The sequence below is a fragment of the Mycobacterium sp. PSTR-4-N genome, assembly GCF_022348085.1.
Classification (GTDB): domain Bacteria; phylum Actinomycetota; class Actinomycetes; order Mycobacteriales; family Mycobacteriaceae; genus Mycobacterium.
The window spans coordinates 633865-647508 of the sequence record NZ_JAKRFN010000001.1; the positions used below are offsets into that span (position 1 = coordinate 633865).

12 protein-coding genes and 1 pseudogene are annotated in these 13644 nt (G+C 69.6%); 1 reads left to right on the forward strand and 12 read right to left on the reverse strand.

Going from position 1 to position 13644, the window contains the following annotated elements:
* The first annotated feature begins 25 nt into the window (after window positions 1-25).
* Window positions 26-1165 carry an acyl-CoA dehydrogenase family protein gene (locus MHN84_RS03025; protein ID WP_241203135.1) on the forward strand — a complete coding sequence of 380 codons (1140 nt, stop codon included), beginning with the start codon at window positions 26-28 and terminating at the stop codon, window positions 1163-1165.
* Here MHN84_RS03025 and MHN84_RS03030 read toward each other — a convergent pair.
* The 12 genes and pseudogenes from MHN84_RS03030 to MHN84_RS03085 form a co-directional block, all read right to left on the reverse strand.
* Window positions 1143-2510, reverse strand: coding sequence for a hypothetical protein (locus tag MHN84_RS03030; RefSeq protein WP_241203136.1), 1368 nt, complete (start codon window positions 2508-2510; stop codon window positions 1143-1145). The genes MHN84_RS03025 and MHN84_RS03030 overlap by 23 nt on opposite strands.
* Window positions 2510-2806, reverse strand: a complete 297-nt coding sequence (locus MHN84_RS03035; RefSeq protein WP_241203137.1) for a type VII secretion target — start codon at window positions 2804-2806, stop codon at window positions 2510-2512. Before MHN84_RS03035 ends, MHN84_RS03030 begins: the two co-directional genes overlap by 1 nt.
* Window positions 2807-2848: 42 nt before the next feature.
* The gene (gene glmM / locus MHN84_RS03040; RefSeq protein ID WP_241203138.1) at window positions 2849-4186 is read right to left on the reverse strand and encodes a phosphoglucosamine mutase; all 1338 of its coding nucleotides are present in this window, start codon (window positions 4184-4186) and stop codon (window positions 2849-2851) included.
* Window positions 4187-4301: 115 nt separating this feature from the next.
* Entirely contained in the window at window positions 4302-4730 is a 429-nt protein-coding gene (rpsI, locus tag MHN84_RS03045; RefSeq protein WP_241203211.1) for a 30S ribosomal protein S9, read from the reverse strand.
* A gap of 41 nt (window positions 4731-4771) precedes the next feature.
* A complete protein-coding gene (rplM, locus tag MHN84_RS03050) occupies window positions 4772-5215 on the reverse strand; it encodes a 50S ribosomal protein L13 (protein ID WP_241203139.1) in 444 nt (147 codons plus the stop codon).
* Between the two features lie 162 nt (window positions 5216-5377).
* A pseudogene (gene eat / locus MHN84_RS03055) lies at window positions 5378-6771 on the reverse strand (ethanolamine permease).
* A gap of 80 nt (window positions 6772-6851) precedes the next feature.
* Entirely contained in the window at window positions 6852-7880 is a 1029-nt protein-coding gene (adhP, locus tag MHN84_RS03060) for an alcohol dehydrogenase AdhP (RefSeq protein ID WP_241203140.1), read from the reverse strand.
* Window positions 7881-7929: 49 nt separating this feature from the next.
* On the reverse strand, window positions 7930-8694 hold the full coding sequence (gene eutC, locus MHN84_RS03065) for an ethanolamine ammonia-lyase subunit EutC (protein ID WP_241203141.1): 765 nt from the start codon (window positions 8692-8694) through the stop codon (window positions 7930-7932).
* Complete coding sequence (locus tag MHN84_RS03070) at window positions 8691-10106, reverse strand: ethanolamine ammonia-lyase subunit EutB (RefSeq protein WP_241203142.1); 1416 nt, start codon at window positions 10104-10106, stop codon at window positions 8691-8693. Before MHN84_RS03070 ends, eutC begins: the two co-directional genes overlap by 4 nt.
* A 173-nt stretch (window positions 10107-10279) precedes the next feature.
* The gene (adh, locus tag MHN84_RS03075) at window positions 10280-11803 is read right to left on the reverse strand and encodes an aldehyde dehydrogenase (RefSeq protein WP_241203143.1); all 1524 of its coding nucleotides are present in this window, start codon (window positions 11801-11803) and stop codon (window positions 10280-10282) included.
* Between the two features lie 104 nt (window positions 11804-11907).
* Window positions 11908-13206: a GAF domain-containing protein gene (locus tag MHN84_RS03080; RefSeq protein WP_241203144.1), complete on the reverse strand. Its 1299-nt coding sequence runs from the start codon at window positions 13204-13206 to the stop codon at window positions 11908-11910.
* Between the two features lie 140 nt (window positions 13207-13346).
* Window positions 13347-13643: a WXG100 family type VII secretion target gene (locus MHN84_RS03085; protein WP_241203145.1), complete on the reverse strand. Its 297-nt coding sequence runs from the start codon at window positions 13641-13643 to the stop codon at window positions 13347-13349.
* Window position 13644 lies beyond the last annotated feature (1 nt).

Genomic DNA, 13644 nt, shown 5'->3' on the forward strand with positions numbered 1-13644 from the left:
TTGGTCCTGTAGTACTGTCCCACGTATGCCAGTGGATCGGCTGCTGCCCACCGACGAGGCCCGCGACCTCATCGATCTCGCGTGCACGATCGCGGACAAAGTGCTGGACCCCGTCGTCGACCAGCACGAGAAGGACGAGAGCTACCCCGACGGCGTGTTCGCCACGCTCGGGGAGGCGGGGCTCCTCAGCCTCCCGTATCCCGAGGAATGGGGCGGCGGCGGTCAGCCCTACGAGGTCTACCTGCAGGTGCTCGAGGAACTCGCCGCGCGATGGGCGGCCGTCGCAGTCGCCGTGAGCGTGCACGGTCTGTCCTGCCACCCACTGATGACCTTCGGCACCGACGAGCAGCGTTCGCGCTGGCTGCCCGACATGCTGGGCGGGTCTACGATCGGCGCCTACAGCCTCTCCGAACCCCAGGCGGGCTCGGACGCGGCCGCGCTCACCTGCCGGGCGACCGCCGCGGACGGCGGCTACCGCATCACCGGCGAGAAGGCGTGGATCACCCACGGCGGAGTCGCCGACTTCTACACGCTGTTCGCCCGCACCGGCGAAGGCTCACAAGGCATCTCGTGCTTCCTGGTGCCGGGCGACCTCGACGGCCTGACCTTCGGCAGGCCCGAGGAGAAGATGGGCCTGCATGCCGTGCCCACCACCGCCGCCCATTACGACGGTGCATTTCTCGACGCTGATCGGCGGATCGGCGCCGAGGGTCAGGGTCTGCAGATCGCGTTCAGCGCGCTCGATGCCGGACGGCTCGGCATCGCGGCCGTCGCCGTCGGGCTGGCGCAGGCGGCACTCGATGCGGCGGTCGTCTACAGCCAGGAGCGAACGACGTTCGGCCGCAAGATCATCGACCATCAGGGGCTGGCGTTCGTGTTGGCCGACATGGCCGCCGCGGTCGACTCGGCGCGGGCCACCTACCTCGATGCGGCCCGACGCCGCGACGCCGGGCTGACCTACTCGCGGCAGGCGTCGGTCGCGAAGCTGATCGCCACCGACGCCGCGATGAAAGTCACCACCGATGCCGTGCAGGTGCTCGGCGGCGCGGGCTACACCCGTGACTACCGGGTCGAGCGGTTCATGCGCGAGGCGAAGATCACGCAGATCTTCGAGGGCACCAACCAGATTCAACGCCTGGTGATCAGCCGCCACCTGGCCCGGTAGCCGGCGGCGGGCCGACCTGCGGCACCTCGTCGGCGGCGATGTCACAGGGTGTGCGCTCATCGGCCGGCGGTGGGGGCGGCAGTGCTTCGGCAGGCGGCGGCGGGGGCGTGGGCGCCGGGGGCGTGGCAGCCTCGGGTTCTGGCTCCTCTGCGCCCGGCTCGGCCTCGGGTTCCTCTGCCGGCTCGTCGTCCGGGGCCTCGTCCGTTTCGTCGTCTTCGGGTTCGTCCTCTGCTTCGCCGTCCTCGGAGTCGTCCTCCACTTCGTCGTCGTCGTGCTCGGGCGGCTCAGGTGGGTCGATGTCGACCGGCGGGTCGATCGCACCACCCACGGCCTCGTCTCCGGTGCCACCGCCCAGCAATCCACTCAGGGCGTCGGCGAACCGTTGTCCCACAGCCGGTATCGCCCCTCCGCCACCGCCACCGAGATCCGACAGCGGCGCCGCCGGCGGTGCGAGCGGCGGCGGCGCAGCGGCCGGCAGCGGGGTCGTAGGTGACGGGTCAGGCGGCAGCGGGGTCGCAGGCGGCGGGGCGGGCGACGGAACGGGCGCTGTCCATGCCGCGGGCGCCGTTGCTGCGGGCGCCGCAGCGGCAGGTGCCGGCACAGCGGGTGGGGCCGGCGGCGCCGGTGCGATCGGCATGGTGGGTGGAGTCGGACCGAGCGCGCCGGGGATCTCGAACACGGCCGGGGCGCGGCCGCCGATCTCGGCGGTGGCAGCACGGTAGGCCTCCGCCACGCTCGCGCCGGTGGCCTGCACGGCGGTGAGCCATTCCGCGCCGATCCTGTTCTGCACGAACGGTTTCACCGCGGTGTCGACCAGTTCGGCCGCCGCGACGCGGTCACCCACCCCTGAGGTGACCGTGGTGGCGGCCGTCAACCATTGCTCGCGGGCCGCACCGACTTCGGACTCGATGGCGACGGTCGTCTCGACCTTGGCATCCACCGCGCGCCACAACTGCTCGACGGTGCGGCGCAGAGTCGCGGCCGCGCCGGCGAGGGCCTCGGCGACGGACGCCGACGCCACGCCGTGGCGGTGCAGGAACTGCCGCGCCGCCTGCGCGCCTGAGCCGTACCAGGCGCCCGACACCACCCCGGCCTGATCTTCCTGGATGGCCAGCGCCTCCCGCGTCGCGCGCACCGCGGCATCGAGGGCTGCACAATCACGCTGCAGCACAACCAAATCCATCCCGTCTTCGGTGCCGTACCAGTCACGCATCTGCCCCGGATGCAACGTCAGATCGGGGTCGGTGAACCCCATCTGATGAGCCGCCCACACATACTCCGACATCGCCTCGACCGCCGGGCGGCCCTGCGCCAACCGGCCGGGCACGTCGGACGTGTCGGCCACTACCCCACCCGCTCGGCGACACGCTCGTCGGCGTCGACATACCGGTCGACCGAGACGTCGAGGGCCGTCGCGATCTCACCGGCCGCGCGGGACCACTCCGACACCGAACTCGTCAGGCTCCGCAGCGCGGCCTGCAGCGCCTCACCGTGGGCGACGTACGCCCGTCCGGCCGTCGAGGCACCGAAGGCCAGATGGCACAGATGGTCTCGCACCGATCGATCGACCATCTCGGCGGCCCGCTCGTACTCCCGCGCGGCCGCGCGCAGCGCGGCGACGTCGACACCTGTGCTCCCCATACTTCATTTCGACGCACGGGACGACGCAGCGGTTCCCTGCCCTCAGGACTCGGCGCTGACCGACTGCGCGACCCGCGCCGCGAGCTGGCGTGCGGTGTCCTCGTCGGCGGCTTCCACCATCACCCGTACCACCTGCTCGGTTCCGGAGGGACGCAACAGGATTCGGCCGGTGTCACCCAGCTGCGCCTCGACCTCGGCGACGGTGTCACGCACCGAGGGGGCATCGGCGACCGTCGCCTTGTCGGCCACGGCGACATTGATCAACACCTGCGGCAGCGTCTGCATCGGCGCCGCGAGGTCGGCCAGGGAGCGGCCGGTCTGCGCCATCCGGGCCATCAGCAGCAGCCCGGTCACGATGCCGTCGCCGGTGGTGCCGAACGCCGGCAGCACGACGTGGCCGGACTGTTCCCCGCCCAGTGCGTACGCTCCGGCGCGCAATTCCTCGAGGACATAGCGGTCCCCCACCCCGGTGGTGCGGACCTCGATGCCGGCCTCCCGCATGGCCAGGTGCAATCCCATGTTGCTCATCACCGTGGTGACCAGCGTGTTGCGTGTCAGCTCGGCGGAGTCCCGCATGGCCAGCGCAAGCACGACCATGATGGCGTCCCCGTCGATGACGCGCCCGTGCGCGTCGACGGCCAGGCAGCGATCCGCGTCGCCGTCGTGGGCCAGGCCGAGATCCGCCCCGTAGGACACGACGGCCGAGCGCAGCGAATCCATGTGGGTGGAGCCGCAGCCGTCGTTGATGTTCAACCCGTCGGGATCGGCGTTGATCGGGATCACGTTGGCCCCCGCGGCCCGGTAGGCCAGCGGAGCCGCGGCCGAGGCCGCCCCGTGTGCACAGTCGACGACGACGGTCAGCCCGTCGAGTCGTGCGCGCGCGGCCGTTTCGACGTGAGTGATGTAGCGCTCCAGCGCATCCTCGGCGTCGATCACGCGGCCCACCCCGGAGCCGGTCGGTCGCTCGCCGGGACCCTGGCGCACCAGCTCCTCGATGCGGTCCTCGGTGTCGTCATCGAGCTTGTGCCCACCGGGGCCGAAGATCTTGATGCCGTTGTCGGGCATCGGATTGTGGGAGGCGGAGATCATCACGCCGAACTCGGCGTCATAGGCAGCGGTCAGGAAGGCCACCGCCGGGGTGGGCAGCACACCGACGCGCAGCGCGTCCACGCCCTCGCTGGTCACGCCCGCGATCACCGCCGCCTCGAGCATCTCGCCGCTGGCCCGGGGATCGCGCCCCACGACGGCCAACCGCCGCCCCGCGGAATGGGACCTGGTCAACCGGCGCGCCGCCGCCGCGCCCAGTGCCAGCGCCAGCTCGGCGGTCAGGTCCTGGTTGGCGACGCCGCGCACTCCGTCGGTGCCGAACAGTCGAGCCATGGTGACAACCTCTCACACGATTCTGCGAGCACCCTAATGCCCCGCGGACGCTCACACGGCAAAGACAGGCGCCCGGCCGCTCCGAAGAGCAACCGGGCGCCTGCGAGCGGACTGATCAGCGCTTGCTGTACTGAGGCGCCTTGCGGGCCTTCTTCAGACCGTACTTCTTGCGCTCGATGGCGCGCGGGTCACGCGTGAGGAAGCCGGCACGCTTGAGCGCGGGACGATCCTCGGGCTGGACCAGGATGAGCGCCCTGGCGATGGCCAGGCGCAGCGCGCCGGCCTGACCCGACGGGCCGCCACCGTCGAGGTGGGCATAGACGTCGAACTGCTCCAGCCGGTCGACGGTCACCAGCGGCGCCTTGATGAGCTGCTGGTGCACCTTGTTCGGGAAGTAGTTCTCCAGCGTGCGGCCGTCCAGATGGAACTGGCCGGTGCCGGGCACCAGGCGGACGCGGACGACGGCCTCCTTGCGGCGGCCGACGGTCTGGATCGGACGGTCGATGATCACGGGCTCACGCGGGGCGTCTTGCGCCTCGGTCATGACGTCCGCTTCGACGCTCTCGGTCGTGTACTCGGGTTCGGTCACTGGGCCACCTGCTTGATCTCGAACGGAATCGGCTGCTGCGCGGCGTGCGGATGGTTCGGGCCGGCGTACACCTTCAGCTTCTTCTGCACCTGACGGCTGAGCTTGGTGTGCGGCAGCATGCCGACGATCGCGTTCTCCACGACCCGGGTCGGGTGCTTGAGCAGCAGTTCGCCGATGGAGCGCTTGCGCAGACCGCCGGGATAACCCGAGTGGCGGTAGGCGAACTTCTTGGTCAGTTTGTCGCCGCTGATGGCGACCTTGTCGGCGTTGATGACGATGACGAAGTCACCGCCGTCGACATTCGGCGTGAACGTCGGCTTGTGCTTGCCGCGCAGCAGCTTGGCTGCTTCGACGGCGAGCCGGCCGAGGACCACGTCGGTGGCGTCGATGACGTACCACGTGCGCGTGGTGTCACCCGCCTTCGGCGTGTACGTGGGCACAGCGCTACCTCTGTTTCTTCTCGCGTGGATCCCGGGGTTCCGGGTGCCGGTCAGGCGTACGCTCTCGTTGCCTCGGCGACCGACGGAGACCCGAGGTTCCGGCAAGCGCAGCGCACGCCAACGACGCAGCTTACCCGCGGCCGTCGTCGCAGGTCAAAACGGTCAGGACAGGGTGTCCTCGGCCGCGGCGACCATCGCGAACTCCTCGTCGGGAGAGTTCGACACCAGCCGCTTCCGGCTGTAGACCGCGAAGTACAGCATGAACAGGGCGAACACGCCCAGGCAGCACAGCGCGGCGACGACGTTGACCAGGAACGTGGCGATCACCGCGAGCGAGGCGATGACCAGTGCGAAACCCGTCGTGACCGTGCCCCCGGGCGTCCGGTAGGGACGGGCCATGTCGGGTTCGCGCCGCCGCAGCACGATGTGGCTGACCATCATCAGCACGTAGCTCAGCGCGGCCCCGAACACCGCCATGTTGAGCAGGAGATCGCCCTGCCCGGTCAGCGACAGCGCGAAACCGATGAGCCCGGGCACGATCAGCGCCAACGTCGGCGCCTTGCGCCGGTTGGTCACCGACAGTGCAGTCGGCAGGTAGCCGGCCCGCGACAGCGCGAACAGCTGCCGCGAGTACGCGTAGATGATCGAGAAGAAGCTCGCGATCAGACCGGCGAGGCCGATGTAGTTCACGACTGTGGCCGCGGTCGTGCTGCCGAGAGCCTCGACCAGCGGGTTGCCCGATTGCGACATCGCCTCGGCGCCCCCGACGCCGGGAACCAGTACCAGCACGGTCACGCAGGTGACCAGCAGCACGCCCATCGCCGCGATGATCCCGCGCGGCACGTTGCGCTCCGGCCGGGTCGCTTCCTCGGCCGCCAGCGGCACACCTTCGATGGCCAGGAAGAACCAGATCGCGAACGGCAGCGCCGCCCAGACGCCGAGGTAGCCGAACGGCAACACCGACGACGCTCCGGCGGCGTCGGTGACCGGATGTCGGTGAGGTTGGCCGCATCGAAGCGCCCCACCGCCGCGATCGCGAACACCACCAGACCGACCAGCGCCACGGCCGTGATCACGAACATCACCTTCAGGGCTTCGCCGACCCCGGCCAGGTGGATACCGATGAAGATGGCGTAGACCGCCAGGTAGACCCACCAGCCGTTGCTGATGCCGAACAGGTTCAGTGATTCGACGTAGGCGCCGATGAACGTGGCGATGGCGGCGGGGGCGATCGAGTACTCGATGAGAATCGCGGTGCCGGTGGCGAACCCGCCCCACGGCCCGAGCGCGCGGCGGGCGAACGTGTAGCCGCCGCCTGCGGCGGGCAGCGCCGACGACAATTCCGCCATACCGAGCACCAGGGCCAGGTACATCGCGGCGATGATCACCGCCGCGATCGCCAAGCCACCGAACCCACCCTGGGCGAGTCCGAAGTTCCAGCCGGAGTAGTCCCCCGAGACGACGTAGCCGACACCGAGACCGGCGAGCAGCAGCCATCCCGCGCTCCCGGTCTTCAGCTGCCGTTGGGCCAGATAATCCTCGGATTGCTCGGACATGGGTGCGCTCCCCGCCTCGGTTTCTGAGTCTCCGCTGTGAGATTGCTCAAAACCGTCTGCGAGTAAACCCCCCGGCGAGATCAGCGGTAGTCGATGACCACCCGGCCGTCGATGCGCCCTTGCTCCATCCGGGTGAAGACGTCGTTGATCTCGTCCAGCGTGGCGGTGTGCACGGTCGGGTGGATGAGGCCGCGGGCGAAGAAGTCGATGGCCTCGACCATGTCCTGGCGCGTTCCGACGATCGATCCGCGGATGGTGAGGCCCTTGAGCACGATGTCGAAGATCGACGCGGGAAAGTCCCCGGGCGGCAACCCGACGAACACGATCGTGCCGCCGCGGCGCGCCAACCCGATGGCCTGACCGAACGCCTCCGGGTGCACGGCGGTGACCAGAACACCGTGTGCTCCTCCGGTGGCCTTCTGCACCTCGGCGACGACGTCGGCGGTGCGGGCGTTGACGGCGACCTCCGCGCCGAGCCGGGTGGCCAGTTCGAGCTTGGCATCGTCGACGTCGATCGCGACGACACGCAGCCCCATCGCGATCGCGTACTGCACGGCCACGTGGCCGAGCCCGCCGATGCCCGAAATCGCCACCCACTGTCCGGGCCGGGTGTCGGTCACCTTCAGCCCCTTGTAGACGGTGACGCCCGCGCACAGGATCGGCGCCACCTCGATCGGGTCGACTCCGTCGGGGATGCGTGCCGCGTACGCGGCGTTGACGAGCATGTAGGACCCGAAGCTGCCGTTGACGGTGTAGCCGCCGTTGCGTTGGTGCTCGCACAGCGTCTCCCAGCCTGTGCGGCAGTACTCGCATCGGCCGCATGCCGACCACAGCCACGCGTTGCCGACCTTGTCCCCGACCTCGAGGTCGTCCACTCCGTTCCCGACGGCCACGACGGTGCCGTAGCCCTCGTGCCCGGGAACGAACGGCGGGGTCGGCTTCACCGGCCAATCACCGTGTGCGGCGTGCAGATCGGTGTGGCACACCCCGGAGGTCTCGAGCTTGACCAGGGCCTCGCCGTCGTCTGGCTTGGGCAGGTCGAGCTCGTCGATCGTCAGCGGCGAACCCAGCTGGTGGACAACGGCGGCACGCATCGTGTTCTCGGTCATGCCTTCATCCCACGGGAGGAAAGCACTGCGCGACAGGGGACTTTGGCCCTCACCCGAGCGCCGTCCGGCCCCCCTCGACCGCGACCCCGCGCGAGGTGTCCTTGAGGTCGACGCCCGAACGCCCCAACGCCACCGCGCCGTCGACCAGGCCGGCCGCGATACGTGCGGCCTCGACGTAGCCCAGTCCGCCCGGCGGGTGGATGTTGGAGATGCAATTGCGTTCGGCGTCAGTGCGTCCCAGACGCGGCAGGTGCGTCAGGTAGATGCCCAGGCTGTCCACCACACTCAGGCCGGGGCGCTCCCCGATGACGACCAGTACCGTCCGGACGCCGGCCGCGACGGCGATGTGGTCGCCGAGCGCCACCCGGGCTTGGGTCGCGATGACCGGCGGTGCCAGCGTGTGGCGTGGCGCGAGCGCAGTGACCAGCGCGCCGAGCAACGCCGGGCCGTGCAGAGCCAACGCGGTGGGTGAGAGGCCGTCGGCGAGAACGATGCCGATGTCGGCGCCGGTGCGCCGCACGTGCGACACGTCGGCGGGCAGGCGGCCGAGGTCCGGCCGGCGCAGATACTCGGCGCGGGAGCTGGCGCGGCTCGACACCACCGCGGGCTCTCCGATACCGACGACACGCACCTGGGCTGCTACCGCGTCCACGTCCAGCGGATGGTGCACGGCATCGCGGGCCGCGGCATGCGCCGCAGCGAGTTGGAGGACCTCGCGGCTGGGCATGGCGTCACCCGCGCGTCCCAAGCCGATCCGGGCCTGGGTCGTGGCGCGCAGCTCGTCCCAGAACGCCTGAGCGGCAACCGAATTCATGAGGTCTCCGCGGCGGCCAGGGCACGCAGCGGCGAGCGGGTGACGTCGAGCGGCAGCACCCGGCCCGCGTCGTCCATCATGCCCACCGACTGCAACCAGTGCTCGAACTCCGGCGCCGGCCGCAGCCCCAGCGTGCGTCGGGTCACCAGGACGTCGTGGAACGACAGGCTCTGGTAGCCGAGCATCACGTCATCGGCGCCCGGCACGGTGATGACGAAAGCCACCCCGGCCGCGGCGAGCAGCATGAGGAGCGTGTCCATGTCGTTCTGGTCGGCCTCGGCGTGATTGGTGTAGCAGACGTCGACACCCATCGGGAGCCCGAGCAGTTTGCCGCAGAAGTGGTCTTCCAGACCGGCACGCACGATCTGCTTGCCGTCGTAGAGGTACTCCGGACCGATGAACCCCACCACGGTGTTGACCAGCAGCGGTTGCAGATCCCGCGCCACCGCGTAGGCCCGCGCCTCCAGAGTCTGCTGGTCGACGGGCCGGCCACCGGTGCCCAGATGGGTACCGGAGCTCAACGCCGAACCCTGTCCGGTCTCGAGGTACATCACGTTGTCGCCGACGGTGCCGCGCCCGAGTGAGCGGGCCGCCTCGTTGCCTTCGCGCAGCACCGCGAGGTCGACACCGAATGCGGTGTTCGCGCCCTCGGTGCCCGCGATGGACTGGAACACCAGGTCGACGGGCACACCCTGCTCGATCAGACCGATCGTCGTGGTGACGTGCGAGAGCACGCACGACTGCACCGGGATGTCGTAGCGGGCGCGGATCGCGTCGAGCAGGTGGAGCAGGTCGGCGGTGGCGTGGGGCGAGTCGGTCGCCGGGTTGATGCCGATGACGGCGTCGCCACAGCCCATCAGCAGCCCGTCCAGGACCGCGGCGGCGATGCCGCGCGGATCGTCGGTCGGGTGGTTGGGCTGCAGCCGGGTGGCCAGCGTGCCGGCGCCGCCGACGGTGGTGCGGAACGCGGAACTGACCTCGGTCGCAGCGGCGACCGCGATCAGATCCTGGTTCCGCATGATCTTGCTGACCGCCGCCACCATCTCGGGGGTGAGCCCGGGCGAGATCGCCGCGATCCGCGCCGCACCGTCGTCACGCGCCGCGGCGTCGAGCAGCCAGTCCCGCAGGCCGCCCACGGTGAGGTGGGAGATCGCCGAAAAAGCCTGTCGCTCATGGCTGTCGATGATCAGCCGGGTGACCTCATCGGTGTCGTAGGGTACGACGAGTTCGGTGAGGAACACGTCCAGCGAGAGATCGGCCAACGCCCAGGCCGCTGCGGCACGCTCGGCGTCGCTGCCGGCGGCGCACCCCGCCAGCTGATCGCCCGACCGCAGCGGGGTCGCTTTGGCCAGCAGGTCGACCAGCCCGTGGAAGCTGTAGGTCGTTCCCGAAACCTGTTGGTGGAATCTCACGTCAGTCGGCCTTCGGCCGGGTCGAACATCGCACTCTGCGGCATGACGTCTACCTCTATCCGTCTCGTGTTTCGGGAGCTTTAAAGGTCGGTTATCCGACCATAAAAGATAGCCGGAAAAACCCCGGCACGGATTTCTCCGCGCCGGGGTCCGACCTGCCGGCTGATGCCGGTCTAGAAGAAGCCGAGCGCCTTGTCGCTGTAGCTGACCAGCAAGTTCTTGGTCTGCTGGTAGTGGTCGAGCATCATCTTGTGGTTCTCGCGGCCGATGCCGGACTGCTTGTAGCCGCCGAACGCAGCATGCGCCGGGTACTGGTGGTAGCAGTTCGTCCAGACGCGGCCCGCCTTGATGTCGCGGCCGGCGCGGTAGGCGGTGTTGCCGTCGCGGCTCCACACCCCGGCACCCAGGCCGTACAGCGTGTCGTTGGCGATGCTGATCGCCTCGTCGTAATCGTTGAACGAGGTGACGGCGACGACGGGCCCGAAGATCTCCTCCTGGAACAGCCGCATCTTGTTGTGGCCGGTGAAGATCGTCGGCGCCACGTAGTAGCCGCCGTTGAGATCGCCACCGAGCTGTGCGCGCTCACCGCCGGTGACCAGCTGCGCGCCCTCGCTCTTGCCGATCTCGATGTACGACAGGATCTTCTCGAGCTGATCATTGGACGCCTGCGCGCCGATCATCGTCTCGGTGTCGAGCGGATCTCCCTGACGCACGGCCTTCGTACGGATCGCGGCCAGCGCCAGGAACTCGTCGTAGATGTCGGCCTGGATCAGCGAACGCGAGGGGCAGGTGCACACCTCGCCCTGGTTGAGGGCGAACATCGTGAAGCCCTCGAGCGCCTTGTCCTGATAGTTGTCGGCCGCGGCCATCACGTCGTTGAAGAAGATGTTCGGGCTCTTGCCGCCGAGCTCGAGCGTGACGGGGATCAGGTTCTGCGAGGCGTACTGCATGATCAGCCGGCCCGTGGTGGTCTCGCCGGTGAACGCGATCTTGGAGATCCGGTTGCTCGACGCCAGCGGCTTGCCGGCCTCGACGCCGAACCCGTTGACGATGTTGACCACACCGGCGGGCAGCAGGTCGCCGATGACCTCGAACAGGTAGAGGATCGACGCCGGAGTCTGCTCGGCGGGCTTGAGCACCACCGCGTTGCCCGCCGCCAGGGCCGGGGCGAGCTTCCAGGTCGCCATCAGGATCGGGAAGTTCCACGGGATGATCTGGCCGACGACGCCGAGCGGCTCGTGGAAGTGGTAGGCGACGGTGTCGTCGTCGACCTCCGAGAGCGAACCCTCCTGCGCGCGAATGCATCCGGCGAAGTACCGGAAGTGGTCGACGGCCAGTGGGATGTCGGCGTTGAGCGTCTCGCGGATCGGCTTGCCGTTGTCCCAGGACTCGGCCAGCGCGATCGACTCGAGGTTCTCCTCGATGCGGTCGGCGATCTTGTTGAGGATCACCGCGCGCTCGGCGGCCGAGGTCTTGCCCCATGCGGGGGCGGCGGCGTGCGCGGCGTCGAGGGCGGCTTCGATGTCGGACTCGTCGGAGCGCGGCACCTCGGTGAACGCCTCACCGGTGACCGGCGTGGGGTTCTCGAAGTAGCGACCCGCTTTCGGCGGCACCCACTGGCCGCCGATGAAGTTCTCGTAGCGGGGTTTGAACGACATCAGCGAGCCGTCGGTCCCCGGTCGGGCGTACACAGTCATGGTGGTAACTCCTGCTCGTGTGGTGTGCGTCACTGGACCTGACCGCAACCTACGCGCATCACCGTTGCAGCACGGTTGCATCGACCGGCACCTCGGCCGGAACGTCAGCCGAGTTCGTAGTCGATACCGGCGAGATGCCCGCGCGCCTGCGCCCGCGCGACGGCGTTCAGCCCCGAGCAGTCCCGCAGCGCCTGCCAGCCGTCGCGGTCGTCGCGGCCCTCGGGCAGATCGAGCCAGCGCCGCAGCAGGTCGGCGCGACCCCGGCGACTCTCGGCCAGCACCGCCTCGCGCAGTGTGGTCGACAGTGCGGTGCGCAGGCGCGCCACCGCCGGGGACACCGACTGCCGCAACAGCGGTCCCGAATATCTGTCCAGCGCGGTCGCGACGTCGCCGGCATCGAGCGCGTCGAACACCTCGCCGACGTCGCTGGTGATCGGCGCCAGCAGCCGGTAGGGCCGCGAGCCCAGGTTTTCGGCGCCGATCACCTTGCGCAGCCGCGACATCTCCGCGCGCACGGTGACGACGTCGAGGTCCTTGTCGTCGAGCAGGACCGCGAGGTGGTCGGCGGACAACCCTTCGGGGTGCCTGCTCAGCAGCACGAGGATGTCGGCGTGCCGGCCCGTCAGGTAGGTGGCCTGCAGGTGCCCGTACGCATCCGAGGTCACCCAGCGGGGTCGATCCCCTCCCAGGACCACCAGGTGCGGTTTGCGCGCCGCGGGTTCGGGGCCGATGCCGGCGACCCGCAGCAGTGCGAGATGGTTCTCCACCGCGACGGCGGTGGCCCGCACCAGCGCCAGGGTCTGCGACGACGCGACCTGGGCGTCACCGGTCAGGTCGATCGCGCCGAGCAGAGCGCCGGTGGTCGGGTCGTGCACGGGGGCTGCGGTACAGCTCCACGGCTGCACGATGCGGGAGAAATGCTCGGAGCCGTGGATCTGCAGTTCCCGGTCCAGCGCCAGTGCCGTTCCCGGGGCGTTGGTGCCGGCGCCGCGTTCGCTCCAGTCGGCGCCGGGCACGAAGTTCATCGCCTCGGCCCGGCGGCAGGCGTTCGGGTCACCCTCGACCCAGAGCAACGTGCCATCGGCTGCGCTGACCGCGACCACCACACCGGAATCGATCGCGTCGTTGACCAGCAGCCGACGGATGACCGGCAGCGCCGGCGCCAGAGGGTGCGTGTCGCGCAGTCGCGCGATCGCGGCGACGGCTTCAGCGGGCCGGGCGCCGTTCAGATCAGGGTCGACGCCGACGGCCAGACTGCGCTCCCAGCTCTGCGCGACGACCGGCCGCACCGAGGAATCCAGGTCGCGAGCGTCGACCTCGCCGGCGATGAACAGTTCGTGGACGGTACGCAGGGTCGCCGGAGACGGGCGCGAGCCCGCCCGACCGTTCGTTGTCTTCGACATTGCCACGCGGCGATCCTTTGTGTCCGCCATCACACTGGCCACCACCTTATCCCACCAGGCATGACGGCAGGGTCCAGAACTGTGCGACCCCCGGTCGGCTCCCCTCCTCGCGGGGGTCGCACAGCGTGTGGTGGGGTGCGTCATGCACCCCAGGCCGCGGCGGCGCTGCGATCGGTGGCCGCCACGTCATCGGCGCCGTCGCGCACCGCATTGCCCAGCCGGAACAAGATGTCGTTGAGCGCGGCCGCCGACTGCTCCCATCTGGCCTGTTCCACCCGGTAGGCCTCGGCGGCGTCGCGGGTCCAGACCTGTTGCAGCGGAGCGATCTGCGTTCGCAGATCGTCGAGCGCGGCGTTGAAGCGAGCCGAGGTCGCGTGGATCTGCTGGCGGATCGTGTGTTCGATCGCGGCGAAATCGTAGGACAGCATCGGGTCCATG

What these genes read in the sequence shown, in the direction of transcription:
- MHN84_RS03025 (WP_241203135.1), top strand. Translation starts at nt 26, where the DNA reads ATGCCAGTGGATCGGCTGCTGCCCACCGACGAGGCCCGCGACCTCATC.
- MHN84_RS03035 (WP_241203137.1), bottom strand. Translation starts at nt 2,806, where the DNA reads ATGGGGAGCACAGGTGTCGACGTCGCCGCGCTGCGCGCGGCCGCGCGG.
- glmM (WP_241203138.1), bottom strand. Translation starts at nt 4,186, where the DNA reads ATGGCTCGACTGTTCGGCACCGACGGAGTGCGCGGCGTCGCCAACCAG.
- rpsI (WP_241203211.1), bottom strand. Translation starts at nt 4,730, where the DNA reads ATGACCGAGGCGCAAGACGCCCCGCGTGAGCCCGTGATCATCGACCGT.
- adhP (WP_241203140.1), bottom strand. Translation starts at nt 7,880, where the DNA reads ATGACCGAGAACACGATGCGTGCCGCCGTTGTCCACCAGCTGGGTTCG.
- eutC (WP_241203141.1), bottom strand. Translation starts at nt 8,694, where the DNA reads ATGAATTCGGTTGCCGCTCAGGCGTTCTGGGACGAGCTGCGCGCCACG.
- adh (WP_241203143.1), bottom strand. Translation starts at nt 11,803, where the DNA reads ATGACTGTGTACGCCCGACCGGGGACCGACGGCTCGCTGATGTCGTTC.
- MHN84_RS03080 (WP_241203144.1), bottom strand. Translation starts at nt 13,206, where the DNA reads ATGTCGAAGACAACGAACGGTCGGGCGGGCTCGCGCCCGTCTCCGGCG.
- MHN84_RS03085 (WP_241203145.1), bottom strand. Translation starts at nt 13,643, where the DNA reads ATGGACCCGATGCTGTCCTACGATTTCGCCGCGATCGAACACACGATC.